This is a genomic window from Paracoccus sp. pheM1, from assembly GCF_018499825.1.
GTDB lineage: Bacteria > Pseudomonadota > Alphaproteobacteria > Rhodobacterales > Rhodobacteraceae > Paracoccus > Paracoccus versutus.
The window spans coordinates 413,403-436,916 of record NZ_JAGXCX010000002.1 but is presented as its reverse complement, the minus strand read 5'-3'; the positions used below and the strand labels follow the sequence as shown (position 1 = coordinate 436,916).

The following is a 23,514-nucleotide window of genomic DNA, read 5'->3' as shown; positions in this document are numbered from 1 at the left end:
CGGGCCGCGCGGCCTTGGCCCCAGGGCCGCTTCGTGGCATCAAGGCGGGCGAATGCAAGAGCAGGGGGCGCGCACATATGACGGACGGATTCGGCAAGGGCCATCACCTCCACCTGATCGACGGCTCGGCCTTCATCTTTCGCGCCTATCACGCGCTGCCGCCGCTGACCCGGCGCACGGACGGGCTTCCCATCGGGGCGGTGGCGGGTTTTTGCAACATGGTGTGGAAATACCTGCAGGACGGCAAGGGCTCGGACCAGCCGACCCATGCCGCGGTGATCTTCGACCATTCGGCGCGCACCTTTCGCAACGACATCTATCCGCTCTACAAGGCCAACCGGCCCGAGCCGCCCGAAGACCTGCGGCCGCAGTTCCCGCTGACCCGCGAGGCGACGCGGGCCTTCAACATCGCCTGCATCGAGACCGAGGGCTTCGAGGCCGACGACATCATCGCGAGCCTTGCCTGCCAGGCGCGGGACGCGGGCGGTCGGGTGACGATCATCAGCAGCGACAAGGACCTGATGCAGCTGGTCGGCGGCGGGGTCGAGATGATGGACCCGATCAAGGGCAAGCCCATCGGCCCCGACGAGGTGCGCGAGAAATTCGGCGTCGGCCCCGAGCGGGTGGTGGATGTGCAGGCCCTGGCCGGCGATTCCATCGACAACGTGCCGGGCGCACCGGGAATCGGCATCAAGACCGCCGCGCAACTGATCGACGAATACGGCGACCTGGAGAGCCTGCTGGCGCGGGCGGAGGAGATCAGGCAGCCCAAGCGGCGGCAGACGCTGATCGACCATGCCGAGCAGATCCGCATCTCGAAGCGGCTGGTCGAGCTGGATTGCCGCATGGCGCTGGACTTCACCCTGGAGAGCCTGGAGATCCGCGAGCCCGATCCCGAGGCGCTGCTGGATTTCCTGGTTCGGATGGAGCTGCGCACCCTGACCAAGCGCGTGGCCGAGCGGTTCGGCGCCGAGCCGCCGAGCATGGCCGAGGCGGCGCCGGTGCCGGCCGCCGTGGCCGGGAGCGGGGCGGGGAGCGGGGCCGGGACGGGGGCCGCGCCGGCGGCCGAACTGCCGGCGATCGACCGCAGCCTTTACGTCACCATCCGCGACGAGGCGGTGCTGGCCGAATGGCTGGCCGAGATCGCCGAAAAGGGCGTGGTCGCCATCGACACCGAGACCACCGGGCTCGACGAGATGCAGGCCGAGCTGGTCGGGGTCTCGCTTTGCACCGGGCCGGGGCGGGCGGCCTATCTGCCGCTGGGCCATGTCGACGGCGCGGCGGACCTGTTCGGCTCGGGCGCGCGGGTCGAGGGGCAGATGGACCGGGAGCGGGCGCTGGCCATGCTCAAGCCGGTGCTTGAGGACCCCTCGGTGCTGAAGATCGGCCAGAACGTCAAGTATGACTGGAAGCTGCTCGCCCGCCACGGCATCCGCATGGCGCCGCTGGACGACACCATGCTGCTGTCCTATGCGCTGAATGCCGGGGCGCACAACCACGGCATGGACGAGCTGGCGGACCTGTACCTGGGCCATCGCTGCCTGCCGATCAAGGATCTGATCGGCTCGGGCAAGGCGCAGATCAATTTCTCGCAGGTGACGATCGACAAGGCCAGCGAATATGCCGCCGAGGATGCCGAAGTGACCTGGCGGCTCTGGCATCACCTGCGCCCGAAGCTGGCGCCGAACCATGTCACCACCGCCTATGAGCGGCTGGAGCGGCCGATGATCGCGGTGCTGGCCGATATGGAGATGGCGGGCATCCGCATCGATTCCGAGCATCTCAAGCGCATGTCCAACGCCTTTGCCCAGAAGATGGCGGGGCTGGAGGCCGAGATCCACGAGCTGGCCGGCGCGCCCTTCAACGTCGGCAGCCCCAAGCAGCTGGGCGAGATCCTGTTCCAGCGCATGGGCCTGGCCGGGGGCAAGCAGGGCAAGACCGGCGCCTTTTCCACCGGGGCCGAGGTGCTGGAGGACCTGGCCGCCGAGGGGCACGAGTTGCCGGCGCGGGTGCTGGACTGGCGGGCGATCTCGAAGCTGAAATCGACCTATACCGATGCGCTGCCCCTGCATGTGAACCCCGAGACCGGGCGGGTCCATACCTGCTATTCCATCGCCGGGGCGCAGACCGGCCGGCTGGCCTCGACCGATCCGAACCTGCAGAACATCCCGGTCAGGACCGACGAGGGGCGGCGCATCCGCGAAGCCTTCGTCGCCGGGCCGGGGATGCGGATCGTCAGCCTGGACTACAGCCAGATCGAGCTGCGGATTCTTGCGCATGTGGCGCAGATCCCGGCGTTGAAGCAGGCGTTCCGCGACGGCATCGACATCCATGCCATGACCGCGAGCCAGATGTTCGGCGTGCCGGTCGAGGGCATGGACCCGATGATCCGCCGCCGCGCCAAGGCGATCAACTTCGGGGTGATCTATGGCATCTCGGGCTTTGGCCTGGCGCGCAACCTGCGCATTCCGCGGGCCGAGGCGCAGGCCTTCATCGACACCTATTTCGAGCGTTTCCCCGAGATCCGCGCCTATATGGACCGCACCGTCGCCGGGGCCAAGCAGGACGGTTTCGTGCGCACCCTGTTCGGGCGGCGGATCATGACGCCGGGCATCAACCAGTCCGGGCCGGCGGCCGGCGGGGCGCGGCGGGCGGCGATCAACGCGCCGATCCAGGGCGCGGCCGCCGACATCATCCGCCGCGCCATGATCCGCATGCCGGAGGCGATCGGCCACCTGCCGGCGCGGATGCTGCTTCAGGTGCATGACGAACTGGTCTTCGAGGTCGAGGAATCTGCCGTGCCCGAGCTGGTCGCGGCGGCCCGCGGCGTCATGCAGGGCGCGGCCGATCCCGCGGTCCGGCTGGACGTGCCGCTGATCGTCGATGCCGGGCAGGGGGCGAACTGGGCCGAGGCGCATTGAGCGGCGGCGGTCGCGCGGGTGGCGCGGCCGCAGGGGTATTTGGGGAACGAAGAAGCCGGCGAAGGAGGGCGGGATGGGCCATTCGCATTCGCATGACGGCGGGCACGGGCATTCGCACCTGCCGGGCGGGGTGGGCGACGGCGCCATCCTGATTGCGGTGGTGGTCAATCTGGCGCTGACGGGGGCACAGATCCTGGGCGGCTATGTCGCCGATTCCACGGCGCTGATCGCGGATGGGGTGCATAATCTCTCGGATGCGCTGGCGCTGGTGCTGGCCTTTGGCGCCCGGCGGCTGGCGCGGCGGCCCGCCAGTCCCGAGATGAGCTATGGCTGGGGCCGGGCCGAGATCGTCGCGGCCTTCGTCAATTACATCGCGCTGATCGCCATCTCGGTCTGGCTGGGGATCGAGGCGCTGGGGCGGCTCGCCCATCCGCCGCAGGTCGCGGGCGGGCTGGTCATGGCGCTGGCGGGTTTCGCGCTGGTGGTGGATGCGCTGACCGCGGCGCTGGTCTGGCGGGCGTCGCGCGAGAGCGTGAACATCCGCGCGGCCTTCCTGCACAACCTGGCCGATGCGGCGGTCTCGGTCGCGGTACTCCTGGGCGGGGCGCTGATCTGGGCCTTCGGCTGGCAGATCGCCGATCCGATCCTGACGCTGCTGATCTCGGCGGTGATCCTGTGGCATATCGGGCGGGAGATCGGGCCGGTGATGCGCATGCTGATGCTGGCCGCGCCCGCCGGGGTCGATCACGCGGCGCTGGCCCGCGCCATGGCTGGAGTCGAGGGCGTGGCGGGCGCCCATCACCTGCACCTGTGGCAGATCGACGAGCGGCGCAACGCGCTATCGGCGCATCTGGTGCTGCGCGCGGGGGCCGATCCGGCGCAGGCGGTGCGCCGGGTCAAGGCCTTGCTGCGGCGCGACTTCGGCATCGGCCATGCCACCATCGAGACCGAGCGCGAGGGCGAGCCCTGCGGCGACCGGGATGACGGCCACGGCCATCATCCGCATTAGATCGCGGCGGAATGGCCCGATGCCGCCATGTCGTAGCCGTCGAACATGCGGGCGATCATCCGGGTCAGCGGCCGCCCCTTGGGCGTGATGCGCAGGCCTGCGGCATCGGCCTCGACCATCTCGCCGAAATGCGCGGCGACGGGGGCGAAGACCTGGGCCAGGCGGTCGGCGTCGAAGCCGTGGTCGCTGATGAATTCCTCGGCCCGGATCTCGAAATCGCACATCAGCGCCTCGATCATGCGCGAGCGCCAGCGGTCCTCGGGCGTGAAGGCATGGCCGCGCGTGGTCGAGAAGCGCCCGTCGCGGATCCTGGCCAGATGGGCGCCGGTGGCCGGGGCGTTCTGCGCATAGCCCTGCGGGAAGCGCGAGATCGACGAGGCGCCCAGCCCCACCAGCACCTCGGCCCGGTCGTCGGTATAGCCCTGGAAGTTGCGCCGCAGCAGCCCGGCCTTTTGCGCGCGGGCCAGCCCGTCGCCGGGGCGGGCGAAATGGTCGATGCCGATCTCGTCATAGCCGTCGGCCAGGAAAAGCTCGCGCGCGGTTTCGAACAGCCGCAGCCGGCCATAGGGGTCGGGCAGGGCCTCGGAGGGGATCATCACCTGCCGCTTGGCCATCCAGGGCACATGGGCATAGCCGTAAAGCGCCACCCGGTCGGGCGAGAGCGCCAGGAGCTTCTGCACCGATTCGGCGATCTTGCGCGGGTTCTGGTTGGGCAGGCCATAGAGGATGTCGGCGTTCAGGCTGGCGATACCGCGGTCGCGGATCATGTCCACGGCGCGTTTCGTCACCTCGAAGCTTTGTTCGCGGCCGATGATCTTCTGGATCTCGGGGTCGAAATCCTGCACCCCGATCGAGGCGCGGGTCAGCCCGGCCTCGGCCAGCGCGTCCATGCGGGCCTCGTCGATCTCGTTCGGGTCGATCTCGACCGAGAACTCGGCGCCCTCGGCCAGCGGGAAGGCACCGAGGACCGCGCCGGCGACCAGCCGCATCATCTCGGCCGGCATCAGCGTGGGGGTGCCGCCGCCCCAATGCAGGCGCGACAGCCTGACGCCGGGGGCGAGCGCGGATTTCAGCATGTCGAGTTCCGCCAGCAGCGCCTTGGCATAGGCGCGCACCGGCTCGTCGGATTGCGTGCCCTGGGTGCGGCAGGCGCAGAACCAGCACAGCCGCCGGCAGAACGGCACGTGCATGTAGAGCGAGATCGCCGCGCCGGCGGGGATTGCCGCGACCCAGTCGCGGAAGACCGGCTCGCCCACGGCGGGGGTGAAATGCGGCGCGGTGGGGTAGCTGGTATAGCGCGGCACGCGCGCGTCAAACAGTCCGAGCCGCTCAAGTTGCGATTGTTGTTCCATGTTGCTATATCTAGCGTTGAACACGCGCCGGAACCTTGACCCAAATCAAATGCCACATGACGCCGCCCTCTGCGCGACGCAGCAGCCCTGCGAAATCTGCCCCATTCGGTATCGGGCCGTCTGCGCGCATTGCGAAGGCGACGAACTGGCCGAACTGGAGGGCATGAAGTTCTATCGCCGCTACGAGGCGGGGCAGGTCGTGGTCTGGGCCGGCGACCGGATGGACTTCGTGGCCTCGGTGGTCGCCGGCATGGCCGGGCTGACCCAGCAGCTCGAGGACGGGCGCACGCAGATGGTCGGCCTGCTTCTGCCCAGCGACTTCCTGGGCCGGCCGGGGCGCGAGATGGCGACCTATACCGTCACCGCGACCAGCAACCTGGTGCTGTGCTGTTTCCGCCGCAAACCCTTTGAAAAGCTGCTGATCGACAATCCCCGCATCGCCAGCCGGCTTCTGGAGATGACGCTGGACGAGCTGGACGCCGCCCGCGACTGGCTGCTGCTGCTGGGCCGCAAATCCGCGCGCGAGAAGATCGCCTCGCTTCTGGTGATCCTGGCCCGGCGCGAGGCGGCGCTGATCAAGCGCCGGCCCGAAGGCCGCATCGCCATCGAACTGCCGCTGACGCGCGAGGCGATGGCGGATTACCTGGGCCTGACGCTGGAGACGGTGAGCCGGCAGATGAGCGCGCTGAAGCGCGAAGGGGTGATCGAACTGGACGGCAAGCGGCGGGTGATCGTGCCCTCCTTCGTCCGGCTGGTCACGGAAAGCGGCGATGATTCGGACGGCGGGCCGCTGAGCTAGCGCGCCGCCCGCCAAGGTGCCCCGGACGGCGTGTCCGGGGCGTTGGGCCGCCAGTTGGCGGGGACTGGCCGATCAGCGCGCCATCAGCACCGGCACCTGCGCCTTTTCCAGCATGTTGCGCGTCGCGCCGCCCAGGATCGCCTCGCGGAAGCGGGAATGGCCATAGGCGCCCATCACCAGCATGTCGGCGCCGATCTCGGTCGCGCGGCGGTTCAGGATGTCGCTGACCAGCGGCTGGGTGCGGGCCAGCACCGCGATCTCGGCCCGGACGCCGTGGCGCGTCAGCATCTGGCACAGCGCCCCGCCGGGATCCGAGCGTTCGGGACCGCTGGGCGAGGGGTCGATCACCGTGATCTCGACGCTGTCGGCGGCGATCAGCAACGGCAGGGCGCGGCGCACGGCGGCCAGCGCCTCGTTCGACTGGTTCCAGGCGATCATGACCTTCCTGCCGAAGGGCTCCTTCAGCGCGTCGGGCACGATCAGCACCGGGGCCGAGCCCTCGAACAGCGCCGCCTCGGTCACGGCCTCGGCATCGGTGGGCGCGCCCTCGCCATAGGGGCGGCTCAGCACCACGAGGTCGGAATAGCGCGCGCGCATGCCCACCAGCGTCGAAAGCCCGCCGACCTGCGCCACCGCGGAATCGACGGACCAGCGGATGTCCTCGGGGTCGAGCCGGTCGCGGACCCGCTCCTCCAGCTCGCCTGCCGCCGCCACGGCCTTGTCGATGGATTCCTGGAACACATAGGCCGAGGCGCCTGCATAGTAGTAGCCGCTTTGGGTGTGATCCACGCCCATGCAGAACACGTCGAGATGCGCATCCTCGCGCCGGGTCATGGCAATGGCCGAATCCAGCTGCTTTTGCTGGTCGGCATCGGTCAGAACGGTCAGGATGGTCTTGTAGCCCATGGGCCCTCTCCTTTCGGGGTTCAGAGGCGAGTTTCACCTGCATCCGGCAGGATCGCAATCGCCGTTGGCGGCCGGCTGCGACATCCTGTCCGGATATTTGGGAATTTTACGCCTATCCAGAACGGACGGATTGACGCAGATCAAAGTCTCACGAAACCGTGTGACGTTAGAAGAAGCTGTCGAAGCCGCGAACCCGCCGCATCCAATGCGAATCGGCCGCCTTCGGCGCAGGATGAAGGACAGGAACTTAATGTTGGATACCATCAAGCTGATCGCGCTTGGCACGATTGCGGTCCTGGCCGCGATCGCCGCCAATTACGCGCGACCCGATGATCCCGCCTATCTCGTGAATGCCCTGATCGTCATGCTGGCGGCGGGCGTCATGTTTCTGCGGGTGCTGCGCCAGATGGGCAACGAGCAACCTTCGCTCGAGCCGCATCCCGAGACGCAATACATGGACGACGTGGTCCGGGCCGGCGTGATCGCCACCGCCCTGTGGGGCGTGGTCGGCTTCCTGGTCGGGGTGATCATCGCCTTTCAGCTGGCCTTCCCGGCGCTGAACCTCAGCGACGTCACCATGGGCTATACCAACTTCGGCAAGCTCAGGCCGCTGCACACCTCGGCGGTGATCTTCGCCTTCGGCGGCAACGCGCTGATCGCGACCTCGTTCTACGTGGTGCAGCGCACCTCGGCGGCGCGGCTCTGGGGCGGCAACGCGGCCTGGTTCGTGTTCTGGGGCTACCAGCTCTTCATCCTGCTGGCGGCGACCGGCTATATCCTGGGCGCCACCCAGTCCAAGGAATACGCCGAGCCCGAATGGTATGCCGACTGGTGGCTGACCATCGTCTGGGTCGTCTACCTGGCGGTGTTCCTGGGCACGATCCTGAAGCGGAAAGAGCCGCATATCTACGTGGCGAACTGGTTCTACCTGTCCTTCATCGTCACCATCGCCATGCTGCATATCGTCAACAACCTGACGATCCCGGTCAGCCCCTTCGGCTCGAAGTCGGTGCAGCTCTTCTCGGGCGTGCAGGACGCGATGACGCAATGGTGGTATGGCCACAATGCGGTGGGCTTCTTCCTGACGGCGGGCTTCCTGGGCATGATGTATTACTTCATCCCCAAGCAGGCCGAGCGCCCGGTCTACAGCTACAAGCTGTCGATCATCCACTTCTGGGCGCTGATCTTCCTGTATATCTGGGCCGGTCCGCACCACCTGCACTATACCGCGCTGCCCGACTGGGCCTCGACGCTGGGCATGGTGTTCTCGATCATCCTGTGGATGCCCAGCTGGGGCGGCATGATCAACGGCCTGATGACGCTTTCGGGCGCCTGGGACAAGCTGCGCACCGATCCGGTGATCCGCATGATGGTGGTGGCCGTCGGCTTCTACGGCATGGCGACCTTCGAGGGGCCGATGATGTCGATCAAGGCGGTGAACTCGCTGAGCCACTACACCGACTGGACCATCGGCCACGTGCATTCCGGCGCGCTCGGCTGGAACGGCATGATCACCTTTGGCGCGCTCTACTACCTGGTGCCGCGTCTTTGGGGGCGTGAGCGGCTTTACTCGACGGGCCTGGTCAGCTGGCACTTCTGGCTCGCCACCATCGGGCTGGTGCTCTACGCGGCCTCGATGTGGGTCTCGGGCATCATGGAGGGGCTGATGTGGCGCGAGGTCGACGCCCAGGGCTTCCTGGTCAACGCCTTTGCCGACACGGTGGCCGCGAAATTCCCGATGAACGTGGTGCGGGGAATGGGCGGCGTGCTTTACCTGACCGGCGCGCTGATCATGTGCTACAACCTGTGGGCCACCGTCGCCAAGCAACCCAAGACCCATGCGACCACGGTCGCGGTCCCGGCAGAATGAGGACGGATCATGGCCATTCTTGAAAAGCACAAGGTCCTGGAAAAGAACGCCACGTTGCTGCTGGTCTTTTCCTTCCTCGTCGTGACCATCGGCGGCATCGTCGAGATCGCGCCGCTGTTCTACCTGCAGAACACCATCGAGAAGGTGCAGGGCATGCGGCCCTATACGCCGCTGGAGCTGAAGGGCCGCGACATCTACGTCCGCGAGGGCTGCTATGTCTGCCACAGCCAGATGATCCGCCCGATGCGCGACGAGGTCGAGCGCTATGGCCATTACAGCCTGGCGGCCGAGTCGATGTACGACCATCCGTTCCAGTGGGGCTCCAAGCGGACCGGGCCGGACCTGGCCCGCGTGGGCGGCCGCTATTCGGACGAATGGCATATCGACCACCTGGTCAATCCCCAGGCGGTGGTGCCGGAATCGATCATGCCCAAATACGGCTTCCTGCTGGACCGTCCCATCGACTCCTCGAACATGGCGCAGCGGCTGCGGACCGATGCGATGGTCGGCGTGCCCTATGACGACCAGATGATCGCCGCGGCGGTCGGCGACTTTGCCGCCCAGGCCGATCCCGATGCCGATGCCTCGGGGCTGGAGGAACGCTATCCGGGGGCGCAGCAGCGCAATTTCGACCGCCGTCCCGGCGTGTCCGAGATGGACGCCCTGATCGCCTATCTCCAGGTCCTGGGCACGATGGTCGATTTCTCGACCTTCGAACCCGATCCGAACCGCTGAGGCCCGCCATGGACAGGTATTCCTTCCTGCGCGAACTGGCCGACAGCTGGGTGCTGCTGCTGCTGGTGCTGTTCTTCCTGGGGGCGATCGTCTTCGCCCTCAGGCCGGGCTCGCGGCCGCTGCATCGCGACGCGGCCGAAAGCATCTTCCGCAACGAGACGAAACCCGCACCGGCGGGCGAGAAGGAGGTCGAGTGATGGCCGATAGCGACGACGAGCACACCAGCCCGCAAAATCCCGACAACCGGATCGAGCTGGAACGCCAGGCCGCCGACGAGGCCCACAAGGCCAAGATCCTGGCCCATCCGCCCGAGGGGCCCGAGGGGCCGCTGCATCCCCCGGTCACGCCGCGGCCGGGTGCCACCCGCGTCGTGCGCGACCGCAAGGGCGGGCGCAGGGTGGTCGAGGTGCCCTCGACCGGGCACAGCTGGGACGGGATCGAGGAATATGATAACCCGCTGCCGCGCTGGTGGCTGTGGACCTTCTATGCCACCATCGTCTGGGGGGTGTTCTACTTCATCGCCTATCCGGCCATCCCGCTGGTGAACGGGGCGACGCGCGGCCTTCTGGGCCAAAGCTACCGCTCCGACGTGGCGGCCGAGATCCAGCGATTCAACGACGCCAACGCCCCGATCCAGGCCAAGCTGGTCGAGACCCCGCTGGAAGAGATCGCCGCCGACCCGGAACTGGCGAACTATACCGCCAATGCCGGCGCCGCGATCTTCCGCACCTGGTGCGCGCAGTGCCACGGCTCGGGCGCGGGCGGGGCCACGGGCTATCCCTCGCTGCTGGACAACGACTGGCTTTGGGGTGGCACGCTGGAAGAGATCCACACCACGGTCATGCATGGCATCCGCGATCCCAAGGACGGCGACACCCGCTATTCCGAGATGCCGCGCTTCGGCACCGACGAATTGCTGGACAACACCCAGATCCGCCAGGTCGTGAACCATGTGCTGGAACTGGGCGGCCTGCCGCATGACGCGGCGCTGGCGGCCGAGGGCGTGGAGTTGTTCGCCGACAACTGCTCGTCCTGCCATGCCGAGGACGGCACCGGCGACCGCGCCCAGGGTGCGCCGGACTTGACCGATGCCGTGTGGCTTTACGGTTCGGACCCGGAGACGATCACCCGCATCGTGCGCGACGGTCCCTTCGGCGTCATGCCGGCCTGGACCGGGCGCCTGTCCGACGCCGACATCGTCGCCGTCGCCGCCTATGTCCACAGCCTTGGCGGCGGCGAATAACTGATCCTGGATCCGTGGCCGGGAAACCGGCCACGGTGGCACCGGCCCCCCGTCCTGTTCGCGCGTTTCCAAGGGGGGCCGGTGTTCTTATCAAACGCAGGGCCTGGTCCTGGCGCAAGCCGGCCGGGCCGGTTTCTTATGCGGATGCGACAATTCGGCCTATGTTCCCCGCATCCCGCCTCGCTATGCTCGGCCAGCCCGCGCTTGACGCAGATCAATGCGTCACCGCTGCCAGGCTCTATATATCCGAGCCACGCGCTACAGGAGCCAATCATGTCGAATTCCGACATCGACCCGCCACGCCTTTATGCTGCCCGAGAGCCGATCTTTCCCCGCCGGGTCCATGGCTGGTTTCGCAACCTGAAATGGATCATCATGGCGGTGACGCTGGCGATCTATTACGTCACCCCCTGGATCCGCTGGGACCGCGGTCCCGCCATGCCCGACCAGGCGGTGCTGATCGACCTGGCCAACCGCCGCTTCTATTTCTTCTGGATCGAGATCTGGCCGCATGAATTCTATTTCGTCGCCGGGCTGCTGGTCATGGCGGGCTTGGGGCTTTTCCTCTTCACCTCGGCTCTGGGGCGGGTCTGGTGCGGCTATGCTTGCCCGCAGACGGTCTGGACCGACCTTTTCCTGCTGACCGAGCGCTGGGTCGAGGGCGACCGCAACGCCCGGCTGCGGCTGTGGAACGCCTCCTGGGACTTGCGCAAGCTGCGGCTGCGGCTGACGAAATGGACGATCTGGCTGCTCATCGCGCTGGCGACCGGCGGCGCCTGGATCTTCTATTTCACCGATGCGCCGACGCTGCTGGGCAATCTGCTGATAGGCCAGGCCCATCCCGTCGCCTATATCACCATGGGCATCCTGACCGCGACCACCTTCGTCTTCGGCGGCTTCGCGCGCGAGCAGATCTGCGTCTATGCCTGCCCCTGGCCGCGCATCCAGGCCGCGATGATGGACGAGGACACGCTGACCGTCGCCTATCGCGAATGGCGCGGCGAGCCGCGCGGCAAGCTGCACAAGGGCGAGCCCACGAAATCCGACGGCGGCGCCAAGGGCGATTGCATCGACTGCATGGCCTGCGTCAACGTCTGCCCCATGGGCATCGACATCCGCGACGGCCAGCAGCTGGAATGCATCACCTGCGCGCTGTGCATCGACGCCTGCGACGAGGTGATGGACAAGATCGGCAAGCCGCGCGGGCTGATCGACTACATGGCGCTGAAGGACGAGGCCGCCGAGCGCGCGGGCGAGACGCCGAAGCCGGTGCTCAAGCATATCCTGCGCCCGCGCACGATGCTGTATTTCACGCTCTGGGCGGGGATCGGCGTTGCGCTGGTGGTGGCGCTGTTCCTGCGCTCGCCCTTCGACCTGAACGTGACGCCGGTCAGGAACCCGCTTTACGTCACCATGGCCGATGGCGCGATCCGCAACACCTATGCGCTGCGGCTGCGCAACAAGCAGGGGTCCGAGCGCGACTTTACCGTCTCGGTCGCCGGGCCCGACGGCACCGCGCCGGCCGGCGTCGGCCTGACGCTGGAGGGGCTGCCGGCCGCCGATCTCCATGTCGCGGCGGACAGCACCCATACCCAGCGCGTCTATATCACCGCCGAAAAGGGCTCGGCGCTGGCCGAGGGGGCACAGAGCGAGTTGACGCTTTGGGTCGAGGATGCCACCGATGGGAGGAAGTCCCGTATCGACACCGTCTTCCACGGAAGGAGCGAATAGATGCCCCGCGAACTGACCGGCCGCCATGTGCTGATCATCACCCTGGGCGCCTTTGGCACCATCATCGCCGTCAACCTGTTCATGGCCTTCAAGGCCGTGGGCACCTTCCCAGGGCTCGAGGTCAAGAACAGCTATGTCGCCTCGCAGAGCTTCGACCGCGACCGCGACGCGCAGGCGGCGCTGAACTGGACGGTGACGCCGGAGTATGACGGCCGCGAGCTGGTGCTGGCGATCCGGGACGGGCAGGGCCTTCCGGCGCCGGTGCAGGGGCTCGAGGTGACGGTGGGCCGGCCGACCCATGTGCGCGACGACCAGCGCCCCGAGTTCACCTATTCCGGCGGGCTGTTCCGCGCGCCCCTGGTGCTGGCGCCGGGGACGTGGAACATCCATCTGGCCGCGACCGCCCCCGACGGCACGGTGTTCCGCCAGCGCATCGACCATTACCACGGCAACCGGGTGAACTGAGATGTCCGACGCCACGCTGCACGACCACGACGCCCGGCTCTCGGCCTGTCCGGCCTGCGATGCGGCGCCGCTGGCGCAGCGTATCGCCGCGGGCGGGGGCGGGCAGGAGGACATCGTCCTGTCCCTGCCGACGATCCATTGCGCGACCTGCATCACCGATGTCGAGCGGGTGCTGAACCGCCATCCCGGCGTCAGGGACGCGCGGGTCAACCTGACGCTGCGCCGCGTCACCGTGGACGCGCCCGGCATGAGTGCCGAGGAACTGATCCCGGTGGTCGAGGGCATCGGCTACGAGGCGCATGAGTTGGACCCCGCCGCGCTTTCCGCCAGCGCCGCCGACCGGCAGGGCCGCGACATCCTGATGCGCATCGGCGTCGCGGGCTTCGCGATGATGAACATCATGATCCTGTCGGTCGCGGTCTGGTCGGGGGCCGAGGACGCGACGCGCGACATGTTCCACTGGATTTCCGGCGCCATCGCCCTGCCGACGGTCGCCTTTGCCGGCCAACCCTTCTTCGCCAGCGCCTGGCGGGCTCTGCGGCACGGGCGGCTGGGCATGGACGTGCCGATCTCGCTGGCGCTGGTCCTGGCCAGCGCGATTTCGGTCTATGAGACGGTGCAATCCGGCCATCACGCCTATTTCGACGCGGCGGTGATGCTGTGCTTCTTCCTGCTGATCGGGCGCTACCTGGATTATCGCACCCGCGCCGTCGCACGCTCGGCCGCCGAGGAGCTGACCGCGCTGGAGGTGCCGCGCGCCTTCCGCGTCACCGCCGCGGGCGACGAGCCGGTGCCGGTGGCCGAGCTGGTTCCGGGCGACCTGATCCGCATCCGTCCCGGCGCCCGCATCCCCGCCGATGGCGAGATCGCCGAGGGCAGCAGCGAGATCGACCGCTCGCTGCTGACCGGCGAAAGCATCCCGGTTCCCGCCCGTCCGGGCGTCGCGCTTTCGGCGGGCGAGGTGAACCTGACCGGCCCGCTGGTCATGCGGGTGACGGCAGCCGGGCGCGACAGCTCGCTGGCGCGGCTGACGGCGCTGGTCGCGGCGGCGGAATCGGCGCGCGGCCATTACACCGGGCTCGCCGACCGCGCCTCGCGGCTTTATTCGCCGCTGGTGCATCTTCTGGCCTTCTGCAGCTTCCTCGGCTGGTATTTCGCGACGCATGACCTGCGGCTGGCGGTGAACGTGGCCGCTGCGGTGCTGATCATCACCTGCCCCTGCGCCCTGGGCCTGGCGGTGCCGGCGGTGGTCACGGCCGCCTCGGGGCGGCTGTTCCGGCGCGGCATGCTGATCAAGGACGGCACCGCGCTGGAGCGCCTGGCCGAGGTCGATGCCGTGGTCTTCGACAAGACCGGCACCCTGACCATGGGCGTGCCGCAGCTGGTCTCGCTGGACCCCATCCCTGCCGAGGCGCGGCCGGTGGCGCTGGCCCTGTCGCAGGGATCGGGCCATCCGCTGTCGCAGGCACTCGCCCAGGCGCTGCGCGAGGCCGGCACCGAACCCGCCCCGCTGAGCGATCTGCGCGAGGTGCCGGGCTATGGCATCGCCGGGATCTGGCAGGGGCGCGAGGTGCGGCTGGGCCGCGCCGACTGGCTGGGCGCCCGGCATGGCGAGGCGACGCTTTCGGCAAGCTGGCTGTCGCTGGGTGATGAGGGGGGGCAGGACGCACCGATCCGGCTGGAGTTCTCGGACCGGCTGCGGCCGGGGGCCGAGGCCTGCGTGGCGCGCATCCTTGGCTCGGGCCGGCGGGTGATGCTGCTGTCGGGCGATGCGGCGCCGGTGGTCCAGGATCTGGCGCAGCGGCTCGGCATCGCGGAATGGCGCGCCGGTGTCACCCCGGTCGAAAAGGCCGAGGCCCTGCGCGATCTGCGCCAGCAGGGGCTGCATCCGCTGATGGTCGGCGACGGGCTGAACGACACCGCCGCCCTGACCGAGGCGCATGTCTCGATCTCGCCCGCCTCGGCGCTGGATGCGGCGCGCACCGCCTCGGACATGGTGCTGATGGGCAGCGACCTTGCCCCGGTGGCCGAGGGGCTGGAGCTGGCGCGCAGCGCCCGCGCCCGGATCAAGGAGAATTTCGCCATCTCGCTGGTCTACAACATCGTCGCGGTGCCCATCGCCATCGCCGGATTCGCGACGCCGCTGATGGCGGCGCTGGCCATGTCGCTGAGTTCGATCAGCGTGACGCTGAACGCGCTGCGGCTGCGGTAAGGAGGAAAGCATGGAAATCCTGGGCCTTCTGATTCCGGTTTCCCTGGGCCTTGGCGGGCTTGGCCTGGTGGCCTTCATCTGGTCGCTGCGCGGCCGGCAATACGAGGATCCGAAAGGCGATGCCGAGCGCATCCTCAGCTCGGAATGGGACGACCGCCCCAAGCCGTGACGGCCGCGCCGCGGTCACGGCCTTGTTGGCTTGCATTGCCGGCGGCGAAAGGCCAATCAGGCGCCACCCAACAGACAGGTGAGCGATGGCCAGCCCCGCCCCGTTTTCGCGTTTCGAATTCATGATCGCCTGGCGCTACCTGCGCGCCCGCCGGGCCGAGGGCGGGGTCAGCGTGATGACCTGGATCAGCCTGCTTGGCATCACCCTGGGGGTGATGGCGCTGATCGCCACCCTGGCGGTGCGCGCGGGCTTCCGGGCCGAGTTCGTCGATACGATCCTGGGCGCCAACGCCCATAGCACGGTCTATTACGCCCCCACCCAGATCTATAACGAGCTGACCGAGGAAACCTATGTCACCCCCGGCCGGGTCGAGGATTACGATGCGGTCGCTGCCCGGATCGCGCAGATCCCCGGCGTGATCCGCACCGTCCCGGCCGTGCGCGCGCAGGTCATGGCGCGGCAGGGCGATGCGGCCTCGCTGGGCGATGTCCATGGCATCACGCTCGATGCGCTCAAGGAAATGTCGGGCATCGCCGATCCGCAGAGCGCGCTGGGGAATCTCGACGATTTCGACCGCGGCATCGCCATCGGCATCGGCATGGCGCGCGACCTGGGCCTGGGCGTGGGCGACCGGCTGCAACTGGTCGCGCCCGAGGGCGCCAAGACCCCCTTCGGCACCACGCCCAGGGTCGAATCCTTCGAGGTGGTCTATATCTTTTCGGCCGGGCGCTACGACGTGGACAAGGCGCGCATCTACATGCCCATGGCCGAGGCGCAGAGTTTCTTCAACCGCGAGGGGCAGGTCGACGAGATCGGGGTCTATGTCGCCGACCCCGAGCGGATCGACGACTGGACCATGCCGCTCTTGCAGGCGGCGGGCGAGCGGGCGCAGGTCTGGACCTGGCGCGACGCCTCGGGTTCGTTCCTGGCCGCGCTCGACATGGAGGACGACGTGATGTTCATCATCCTGTCGATCCTGGTGCTGATCGCCTCGATGAACATCACCTCGGGGCTGATCATGCTGGTCAAGAACAAGGGCCGCGACATCGGCATCCTGCGCACCATGGGCCTGACCGAGGGCTCGGTCCTGCGGGTCTTCTTCCTCTGCGGCGCCTTTACCGGGGTGATCGGCACCATCGCCGGCGTGGCTCTGGGGGTGGCGCTGTCGCTGAACGTCGATCACATCATGGCGGCGCTGAACGCGCTGACCGGCGGCAATGCCTGGCAGCCCGAGGTGCGCGGCATCTATCACCTGACGGCGGAGCTGCGGGCCTGGGACATCTTCCGCGCGGCGGCGCTGTCGCTGGCGCTGTCCTTCGTCGTTACCATCTTTCCCGCGCGCCGCGCCGCGCGCATGAACCCGGTCGAGGCGCTGCGCTATGAATGACATCCTGGTTCTGGAAGGGATCTCCAAGACTTACGGCATCGGCGGACCCGCCCCGGTGCCGGTTCTGGACGGGCTGTCCCTGCGCATCGCCCGCGGCGAGGTGGTGGCGCTGGTTGCCCCCTCGGGCGCCGGGAAATCGACGCTGCTGCATATCGCCGGGCTTCTCGACAGTGCCGATTCGGGGCGGGTGCTGCTGAACGGGCGCGACATGGCCGGGCAAAGCGACCGTGCCCGGACCGAGGCGCGGCGCGAGGAGCTGGGCTTCGTCTATCAATTCCACCACCTGCTGCCCGAGTTCTCGGCGGCCGAGAACATCGTCCTGCCGCAGCTTGCCAATGGGGTTTCGCAGGCGGCGGCGCGGGCGCGGGCGCTGGACCTGCTGGGCCGCGTGGGGCTGTCGCACCGCGCCGACCACCGCCCGGCGCAGCTGTCGGGGGGTGAGCAGCAGCGTGTCGCCTTCTGCCGGGCGCTGGCGAACCAGCCCTCGCTGCTGCTGGCGGACGAGCCGACGGGGAACCTGGACCCGGCGACTTCGGACAAGGTCTTCGACGTGCTGATGGCGCTGGTGCGCGAGACCGGGCTCGCGGCGCTGATCGCCACCCATAACATGGATCTGGCGGCACGGATGGACCGGGTGATCCGGCTGGGCGAGGGCGGTGCGGCATGAGCGCGGATGCCGGCCGGCGGTGCATGGCCGGTGGATGCGCGGTGCATGGCCGCAGCACGGCGACCACGGCGCCAGGCCCGGCTGGGCCTGCGAGCCCCAAGTTCTCGCGCCGCGCGCGCAGGCGTAGCGCAGCCCTGCTCGGGCTGCTCTGCCTGCTGCCCGCCCAGGCTGATGCCGACCCGTTCGAGCAGTTCGGCACGGCGATGAAATACGGCCTGCCGCTGGCGGCGGCGGTCTGCGCCGCCGACCAGGACCGGCTGGAGGATTTCGCGGTGCGCGGCGTTTTGCAGGCGGCGCTGGCCTGGGGAATGAAGGAGTTCTTCGACGGCGCCCCGATCTCGCGCCGCCCCTCGGGCGAGGGCAAGGGCTTCCCCTCGGGCCATACGGCGGCGGCCTTCTTCGGCGCCTCGGACCTGGCCGGAAAATGCTTCGACGACCGCCCCGAGGCCGGCGCCCTGGCCTATGGCGCGGCCGGGCTGACGGGCTGGAGCCGGGTCCATGCCGGTGAACACACCCCGGCGCAGGTGTTCAGCGGCGCGCTGCTGGGGGTTTCGTTCGGCGCCGCGAGCTTTGGCATTGGCAGCGAGGGGGTAAGCTTTTCGCTGGGGATGCGGTTTTGATTAACCAATTGTGAAAGCTTGTATTTTAGGAACATCGCGATTGATGTTCGGGAAATGTTCTGCATACTCCGAACGACGGTTCATCCAAGCGAGGTTCCCGGATGCGTATTCCTGCCCTGCCAGCGGCGCTGGCGCTTTTGCCGGTCCTTGCGGCCTGCGCCCAGACCCAGATCCAGCCCATGACCAGGGACACGTTCAAGGTCGCGACCCATGCGGCACCGGCCTGCGGCCCGTCGGGCGCCCGCAACGTGGCCTTCAAATCGGCGGCGATCGAGGTGATCCGCAAGGGCGGCGACCGATTCGTGATCCTGGGCGATCACAGCGACAGCGGGCTGCAGGGCGATTTTCTCCGCGGCTTCCAGCAGAACTACTCGCAGGGCATGGTGGTGAAGATGGTTCCCGAAGGCTCGCCGGAGGCGAGGAATGCGCTGTCGGCGCGCGAAACGCTGGGCGCCGACTGGCACGCGATCGTCGCGAAGGGCACACCCACGACCTGCGGCTAGGAAGGTCGCGACGCCGCGTGCGCGGCGGGGGCTATCCCGTGCGCGACCCGGCCAGGATCACCATCGCCCCCAGCACGCAAAGCCCGCCGCCGAGCAGATCCCAGCGCGTCGGCACCTGGCCTTCGGTCAGCCAAAGCCAGCCCAGCGAGGCCGTGACATAGATCCCGCCATAGGCCGCATAGGCGCGGCCGGCGAAATCGGCATCCACCCGCGTCAGGAGCCAGGCGAAAACCGCCAGGGACAGCATCCCCGGAACCAGCCAGAGCGGCGATTTGCCAAGCCGCAGCCAGGCCCAGAAGGCAAAGCAGCCGGCAATCTCGGCCAGCGCCGCCAGGACATAGATCGCAAGCGGAGCGGCCAGGATCACACGTCCAGTTCCTCGGCATCGGCGAATTGGGCATTCTCCTGGATGAACTGGAAGCGCAGTTCGGGCTTCTTGCCCATCAGCCGCTCGACCAGGTCTCCGGTCTCGCCGCCCTCTTCCTCGTCGATCGAGACGCGGATCAGCTTGCGCGTCCGGGGGTTCATCGTGGTGTCCTTCAAGTCCTTGGCGTCCATCTCGCCCAGGCCCTTGAAGCGCTGCACGTCGATCTTGCCCTTGCCGCCCAGGCCCTTGCCCAGCCACGCCTCTTTCTCGGCGTCGTCGGCGACATAGATGCGATGCGGCCCTTGCGTCAGCCGGTAAAGCGGCGGGCAGGCCAGGTAGAGATGCCCCTTGTCGATCAGCGGCCGCATCTGGGTGAAGAAGAAGGTCATCAGCAGGCTGGCGATATGGGCGCCGTCCACATCGGCATCCGTCATGATGATGACCTTGTCATAGCGCAGGTCGTCGACGTTGAAGCGCGAGCCCATGCCGACCCCCAGCGCCTGGCAGAGATCGGCGATCTCCTGGTTCGAGCCCAGCTTGGACGAGGCCGCGCCCAGCACGTTCAGGATCTTGCCGCGCAAGGGCAGCAGCGCCTGGGTGGTGCGTTCGCGCGCCATCTTGGCGCTGCCGCCCGCCGAATCGCCCTCGACGATGAAAAGCTCGGTGCCCTCGCGGTTGGTGGCCGAGCAATCGACCAGCTTGCCGGGCAGGCGCAGCTTTTTCGTGGCCGACTTGCGGGCGGTTTCCTTTTCCTGCCGGCGCCGCAGCCGCTCCTCGGCGCGCAGCACCAGGAAGTCCAGGATGGCGCCGGCCGATTTGGTATCCGCCGCCAGCCAGTTGTCGAAATGGTCGCGCACCGCGCCCTCGACCAGGCGCTGCGCCTCGGTGGTGGCCAGCCGGTCCTTGGTCTGGCCGACGAATTCCGGCTCGCGGATGAAGCAGGAGACCAGCGCGCAGCCGCCCGCCAGCAGGTCGTCGCGGGTGATCTGCGCCGCCTTCTTGTTGCTCACCCGCTCGCCATAGGCGCGGATGCCGCGCAGGATCGCCGACCAGAAGCCGGCCTCATGGGTGCCGCCCTCGGGCGTGGGCACGGTGTTGCAATAGGACTGGATGAAGCCGTCGCGCGACGGCGTCCAGTTGATCGCCCAGTCCACCTTGCCCGGCGTGTTGAACTTTTCCTTGAAATCGACGCTGCCGGCAAAGGGGCGGTCGGCATAGGTCGAGGCATTGCCCAGCACCTCGCCCAGGTAATCGGCAAGCCCGCCCGGAAAGTGGAACGTGGCTTCCAGCGGCGTTTCGCCGTCGTCGATTTCGGACTTCCAGCGGATCTCGACGCCCGAGAACAGATAGGCCTTGGACTTGACCATGCGCAGCAGCCGCGCCGGCTTGAAGCGGTGATGGCCGAAGATCTGCTCGTCGGCGTGGAAGGTGACGGTGGTGCCGCGCCGGTTCGGGGCGGCGCCGACCTTCTCGACCGGGCCCAGCGGCAGGCCGCGCGAGAAGCGCTGCTCGTAAAGCTCGCGGTTGCGGGCGACCTGCACCACCATGCTGTCGGAAAGCGCATTGACCACCGAGGCGCCGACGCCGTGCAGCCCGCCCGAGGTCTGGTAGGCGTCGCCCGAGAACTTGCCGCCGGCGTGCAGCGTGCAGAGGATCACCTCCAGCGCCGACTTGCCGGGGAATTTCGGATGCGGGTCGATGGGGATGCCGCGGCCGTTGTCGCGGATCACCACGCTGAAATCGGCCAGCAGCTCGACCTCGATGCGGCTGGCATGGCCCGCCACCGCCTCGTCCATCGAGTTGTCGAGGATCTCGGCGACCAGGTGATGCAGCGCGCGCTCGTCGGTGCCGCCGATATACATGCCGGGTCGCTTGCGCACCGGCTCCAGCCCCTCCAGCACCTCGATCGAGGATGCCGAATAGCTTTCGGAAGCCTTATCCGCGGCGGGGAAGAGATCGTCGGCCATGGCACCTGCTCGTCTTGTTCTTCTGGGGCGGGGTTATCTCATGCCCGGCGGGCCGGGGGCAAGGGAAAGTGGATCGCCCGCCGCCGACCGCAAGGGATGGGAGGGGGATCATGACGGATTTGCGTCGCTTTCATGACCCGGACCGGGTTTTGTTGACCAGGATCAAAGTGCGCCGCCGCGCGCCGTGCCATATCCTGCGCAGTATCGAGTTGCAGTATGGTCAGGGCATATGGAAAGTCATCCGGTTTCGAGTGAGTCCCTGGTCATGCCGCCGGTTAGCGAGTGCGCCGGGACCGGGGCGGGGACGGCAGAGCCATCGGCCACCCCCGCCATCGTGCCTTCGGCCGATGCGGAGCCCAGGGGGCCGAAAAGCTTTCCCAGCCTCGACCCGGATGCGATCCGGCTGGCCTTCGAAACCGGACGCTATCCCTATCCGCGCCGCATGGGGCGCGTCGCCTATGAGCGGGAAAAGGCCCGGCTGCAGGCAGAGTTGCTGAAGGCGCAGATCTGGGCGCAGGAGACGGGGCAGAAATTCGTCATCCTGTTCGAGGGCCGCGACGCCGCCGGCAAGGGCGGCACGATCAAGCGCTTCATGGAACACCTGAACCCGCGTTTTGCGCGGGTGGTGGCGCTGAACAAGCCCTCCGAGATCGAGCGCGGGCAATGGTTCTTCCAACGCTACATCCGCCACCTGCCGACCGCGGGCGAGATGGTGTTCTACGACCGCAGCTGGTACAACCGCGCCGGGGTCGAGCGGGTCATGGGTTTCTGCTCGCCGGTGGAATACCTGGAATTCATGCGCCAGGCCCCGGAGTTCGAGCGCATGCTGGTCCGCTCGGGCATCCGGCTTTACAAATACTGGTTCTCGGTCACCCGCGACGAGCAGCGGGCGCGTTTCGAGGCGCGCGAGACCGATCCGCTGAAGCGCTGGAAGCTCTCGCCCATCGACCTCGCCAGCCTCGACAAATGGGAGGATTACACCGAGGCGAAGGAGGCGATGTTCTTCTATACCGACACCGCCGATGCGCCCTGGACCATCGTCAAGTCGAACGACAAGAAGCGGGCGCGGCTGAACTGCATGCGGCATTTCCTGTCGACGCTGGACTATCCCGACAAGGATGCGGCCATCGCGGCGCCGCCCGATCCGCTGATCGTCGGCCATGCCAGCCATGTGATCCATTCGGCCGAGCATATCCTGGGCGCATCGCTGCACCCCGACCAACGGCGGACGGCGCCGGTGGCGGGTCCGCCCCTGGGATGATCGCCCGCGCGGCCGTGCCGGCCGCGGGCATTTCCTGAAACCGGCATGGCTGCGAGCGGGCGAGATCCTCCGCTTCGCCGGCCCTCGTGTTGAACAGGCAGGCGAGGGAACCCGGCGGGCGGTTCTCTTGCGAGAATCAAGCGCCGGAACCCGACCGGTTCCGGCCTTCTGGCTGTCATGGACCCAGGCCGCAGGCCGGGAAAACCCCGGCGGCTGGTGCGGTGTCGCAGCACGCCAGTCGCAAGCTGGGGTGGACGAGACGGCGGCCCAGAGGGTTTCGCGCCAATCCTCCGCAGCACGCCAGTCGCAAGCTGGGGTGGACGAGACGGCCGTTCCGCCTAACAGGCCGCTGAAAAAGGATTTTGAGAGGGCGACGCAGCGGAAATCGTTCTGGATCCAGCTAATATCGGCCCGAAAACGGGGTGTTTTCGGCAAATTTGAAGCGGATTTTCCGGTGCCCTGCCCGCGCTGTCCTGTCGCAAGGACTTTTTCAGCAGCCTGCTAAAGGCCAAGGAGCGCAGGGGCTTGCGATGCCCAAGGGGGCCGTTCTTTGCCAGACGGGACAGGCGCGGGGCCGAGGTCAGAACTGGCCCGCCGGCCCTGTCCCAAGGTAGTCGCCGAAAGCCCGCGCCTGCCGGATCGCGCCCCGCCTACTCTGGTTCCGCCAGCCGTTCCTGCCACATCTTGCGAAAGGCAGGACGGGCCTGGCAATCGTCAAGCCAGGCGGTGACGGCCGGGAATTGCTCCATCAGCTCGCCATAGCCCTGGGCATAGCGCAGGATCTCGGCCAGGTTCAGGTCGGCCACGGTGAAGCGGCCGCCGACCAGGTGGCCATGCCGGGCAAGGTGATCCTCCAGCACGCGCAGGGGGCGGACCAGCCGCTCGGCGGCATGGGCCACGGTGGCCTGGGCCGCGCCGGGCTGGGCCTGGCCCTTGCCGTGGTTGAACAGGATGACCAGCGCGTCCTGTTCGATGGCGGTGGCGGCGTAGAAGCTCCATTGCAGCATCAGCGCATCCTCGATCGCATCGGCGGGGCCGAAGGGCTGGCCGTATTTGCGCGCCAGGTGCAGCGTGCAGGCCAGCGATTCCGACAGCACCAGGTCGCCGTCCTGGATCACCGGGATGGCGCCTGCGGGCGAGAGCTTCAGGAAATCCGGCGAATGCGTGTTCAGCGGCGCGTCGGATGCATCGGGATCGGGCAGGCGATAGGCCTGGATCACCGGCACCTGCTTGAAGGGCAGGCCCAGTTCATGACACAGCCAGATGATGCGCGATGCGCGCGAGCGGGTGACGCCATAGACGGTCAGCATGGGCCTCTCCTTGATGCGGT

General features: G+C 68.0%; 21 protein-coding genes. 16 read left to right on the top strand and 5 right to left on the bottom strand.

Annotated features, from left to right (window positions below; genetic code table 11):
* The first annotated feature begins 77 nt into the window (after nt 1-77).
* Both polA and KF941_RS16165 read left to right on the top strand, forming a co-directional pair.
* Nucleotides 78-2,921 carry a DNA polymerase I gene (polA, locus tag KF941_RS16170; protein ID WP_214273934.1) on the top strand — a complete coding sequence of 948 codons (2,844 nt, stop codon included), beginning with the start codon at nt 78-80 and terminating at the stop codon, nt 2,919-2,921.
* 73 nt (nt 2,922-2,994) lie between these two features.
* Nucleotides 2,995-3,930: a cation diffusion facilitator family transporter gene (locus tag KF941_RS16165; RefSeq protein ID WP_214273933.1), complete on the top strand. Its 936-nt coding sequence runs from the start codon at nt 2,995-2,997 to the stop codon at nt 3,928-3,930.
* Here KF941_RS16165 and hemN read toward each other — a convergent pair.
* Nucleotides 3,927-5,282, bottom strand: a complete 1,356-nt coding sequence (gene hemN / locus KF941_RS16160) for an oxygen-independent coproporphyrinogen III oxidase (RefSeq protein WP_072460755.1) — start codon at nt 5,280-5,282, stop codon at nt 3,927-3,929. The genes KF941_RS16165 and hemN overlap by 4 nt on opposite strands.
* Before the next feature lie 49 nt (nt 5,283-5,331).
* Between hemN and KF941_RS16155 the strand changes: the two genes are divergently transcribed.
* Nucleotides 5,332-6,081: a Crp/Fnr family transcriptional regulator gene (locus KF941_RS16155; protein WP_036749576.1), complete on the top strand. Its 750-nt coding sequence runs from the start codon at nt 5,332-5,334 to the stop codon at nt 6,079-6,081.
* Nucleotides 6,082-6,153: 72 nt separating this feature from the next.
* Here KF941_RS16155 and KF941_RS16150 read toward each other — a convergent pair whose 3' ends face one another.
* Nucleotides 6,154-6,987 (bottom strand): universal stress protein, encoded by an 834-nt coding sequence (locus KF941_RS16150; protein ID WP_036749579.1) that lies wholly within the window; start codon nt 6,985-6,987, stop codon nt 6,154-6,156.
* Between the two features lie 250 nt (nt 6,988-7,237).
* Here KF941_RS16150 and ccoN point away from each other — a divergent pair, with 250 nt between their 5' ends.
* From ccoN to KF941_RS16090, 12 genes are all read left to right on the top strand, one after another.
* Entirely contained in the window at nt 7,238-8,857 is a 1,620-nt protein-coding gene (ccoN, locus tag KF941_RS16145) for a cytochrome-c oxidase, cbb3-type subunit I (protein WP_214273932.1), read from the top strand.
* A gap of 9 nt (nt 8,858-8,866) precedes the next feature.
* A complete protein-coding gene (gene ccoO / locus KF941_RS16140; protein ID WP_036749584.1) occupies nt 8,867-9,592 on the top strand; it encodes a cytochrome-c oxidase, cbb3-type subunit II in 726 nt (241 codons plus the stop codon).
* Nucleotides 9,593-9,600: 8 nt separating this feature from the next.
* Entirely contained in the window at nt 9,601-9,789 is a 189-nt protein-coding gene (locus KF941_RS16135; protein ID WP_036749587.1) for a CcoQ/FixQ family Cbb3-type cytochrome c oxidase assembly chaperone, read from the top strand.
* Nucleotides 9,789-10,835 (top strand): cytochrome-c oxidase, cbb3-type subunit III, encoded by a 1,047-nt coding sequence (gene ccoP, locus KF941_RS16130; protein WP_175562291.1) that lies wholly within the window; start codon nt 9,789-9,791, stop codon nt 10,833-10,835. The genes KF941_RS16135 and ccoP overlap by 1 nt, the downstream gene beginning before the upstream one ends.
* A 273-nt stretch (nt 10,836-11,108) precedes the next feature.
* Nucleotides 11,109-12,566 (top strand): cytochrome c oxidase accessory protein CcoG, encoded by a 1,458-nt coding sequence (ccoG, locus tag KF941_RS16125; protein ID WP_036749590.1) that lies wholly within the window; start codon nt 11,109-11,111, stop codon nt 12,564-12,566.
* Nucleotides 12,567-13,031 carry a FixH family protein gene (locus KF941_RS16120; RefSeq protein ID WP_036749592.1) on the top strand — a complete coding sequence of 155 codons (465 nt, stop codon included), beginning with the start codon at nt 12,567-12,569 and terminating at the stop codon, nt 13,029-13,031. It begins immediately after the preceding gene.
* A 1-nt stretch (nt 13,032) separates the two neighbouring features.
* Nucleotides 13,033-15,243, top strand: coding sequence for a heavy metal translocating P-type ATPase (locus KF941_RS16115; RefSeq protein WP_214273931.1), 2,211 nt, complete (start codon nt 13,033-13,035; stop codon nt 15,241-15,243).
* Between the two features lie 10 nt (nt 15,244-15,253).
* A complete protein-coding gene (gene ccoS, locus KF941_RS16110; RefSeq protein ID WP_036749596.1) occupies nt 15,254-15,412 on the top strand; it encodes a cbb3-type cytochrome oxidase assembly protein CcoS in 159 nt (52 codons plus the stop codon).
* An 85-nt stretch (nt 15,413-15,497) separates the two neighbouring features.
* Entirely contained in the window at nt 15,498-16,799 is a 1,302-nt protein-coding gene (locus tag KF941_RS16105; RefSeq protein WP_214273930.1) for a lipoprotein-releasing ABC transporter permease subunit, read from the top strand.
* Complete coding sequence (locus tag KF941_RS16100; protein WP_072460749.1) at nt 16,792-17,466, top strand: ABC transporter ATP-binding protein; 675 nt, start codon at nt 16,792-16,794, stop codon at nt 17,464-17,466. Before KF941_RS16105 ends, KF941_RS16100 begins: the two co-directional genes overlap by 8 nt.
* Entirely contained in the window at nt 17,463-18,086 is a 624-nt protein-coding gene (locus tag KF941_RS16095; RefSeq protein ID WP_240540453.1) for a phosphatase PAP2 family protein, read from the top strand. The genes KF941_RS16100 and KF941_RS16095 overlap by 4 nt, the downstream gene beginning before the upstream one ends.
* Nucleotides 18,087-18,265: 179 nt before the next feature.
* Entirely contained in the window at nt 18,266-18,589 is a 324-nt protein-coding gene (locus tag KF941_RS16090) for a hypothetical protein (RefSeq protein ID WP_036749762.1), read from the top strand.
* A gap of 31 nt (nt 18,590-18,620) precedes the next feature.
* Here the strand turns inward: KF941_RS16090 and KF941_RS16085 are convergent, their stop codons facing one another.
* The gene (locus KF941_RS16085; protein WP_114534968.1) at nt 18,621-18,956 is read right to left on the bottom strand and encodes a YnfA family protein; all 336 of its coding nucleotides are present in this window, start codon (nt 18,954-18,956) and stop codon (nt 18,621-18,623) included.
* Nucleotides 18,953-20,923 (bottom strand): DNA topoisomerase IV subunit B, encoded by a 1,971-nt coding sequence (gene parE, locus KF941_RS16080; protein WP_214273929.1) that lies wholly within the window; start codon nt 20,921-20,923, stop codon nt 18,953-18,955. Before parE ends, KF941_RS16085 begins: the two co-directional genes overlap by 4 nt.
* 265 nt (nt 20,924-21,188) lie before the next feature.
* Here parE and ppk2 point away from each other — a divergent pair, with 265 nt between their 5' ends.
* Entirely contained in the window at nt 21,189-22,184 is a 996-nt protein-coding gene (ppk2, locus tag KF941_RS16075; RefSeq protein ID WP_116171009.1) for a polyphosphate kinase 2, read from the top strand.
* A 650-nt stretch (nt 22,185-22,834) separates the two neighbouring features.
* Here ppk2 and KF941_RS16070 read toward each other — a convergent pair.
* Nucleotides 22,835-23,494, bottom strand: coding sequence for a glutathione S-transferase family protein (locus KF941_RS16070; protein ID WP_036749614.1), 660 nt, complete (start codon nt 23,492-23,494; stop codon nt 22,835-22,837).
* Nucleotides 23,495-23,514: the final 20 nt, after the last annotated feature.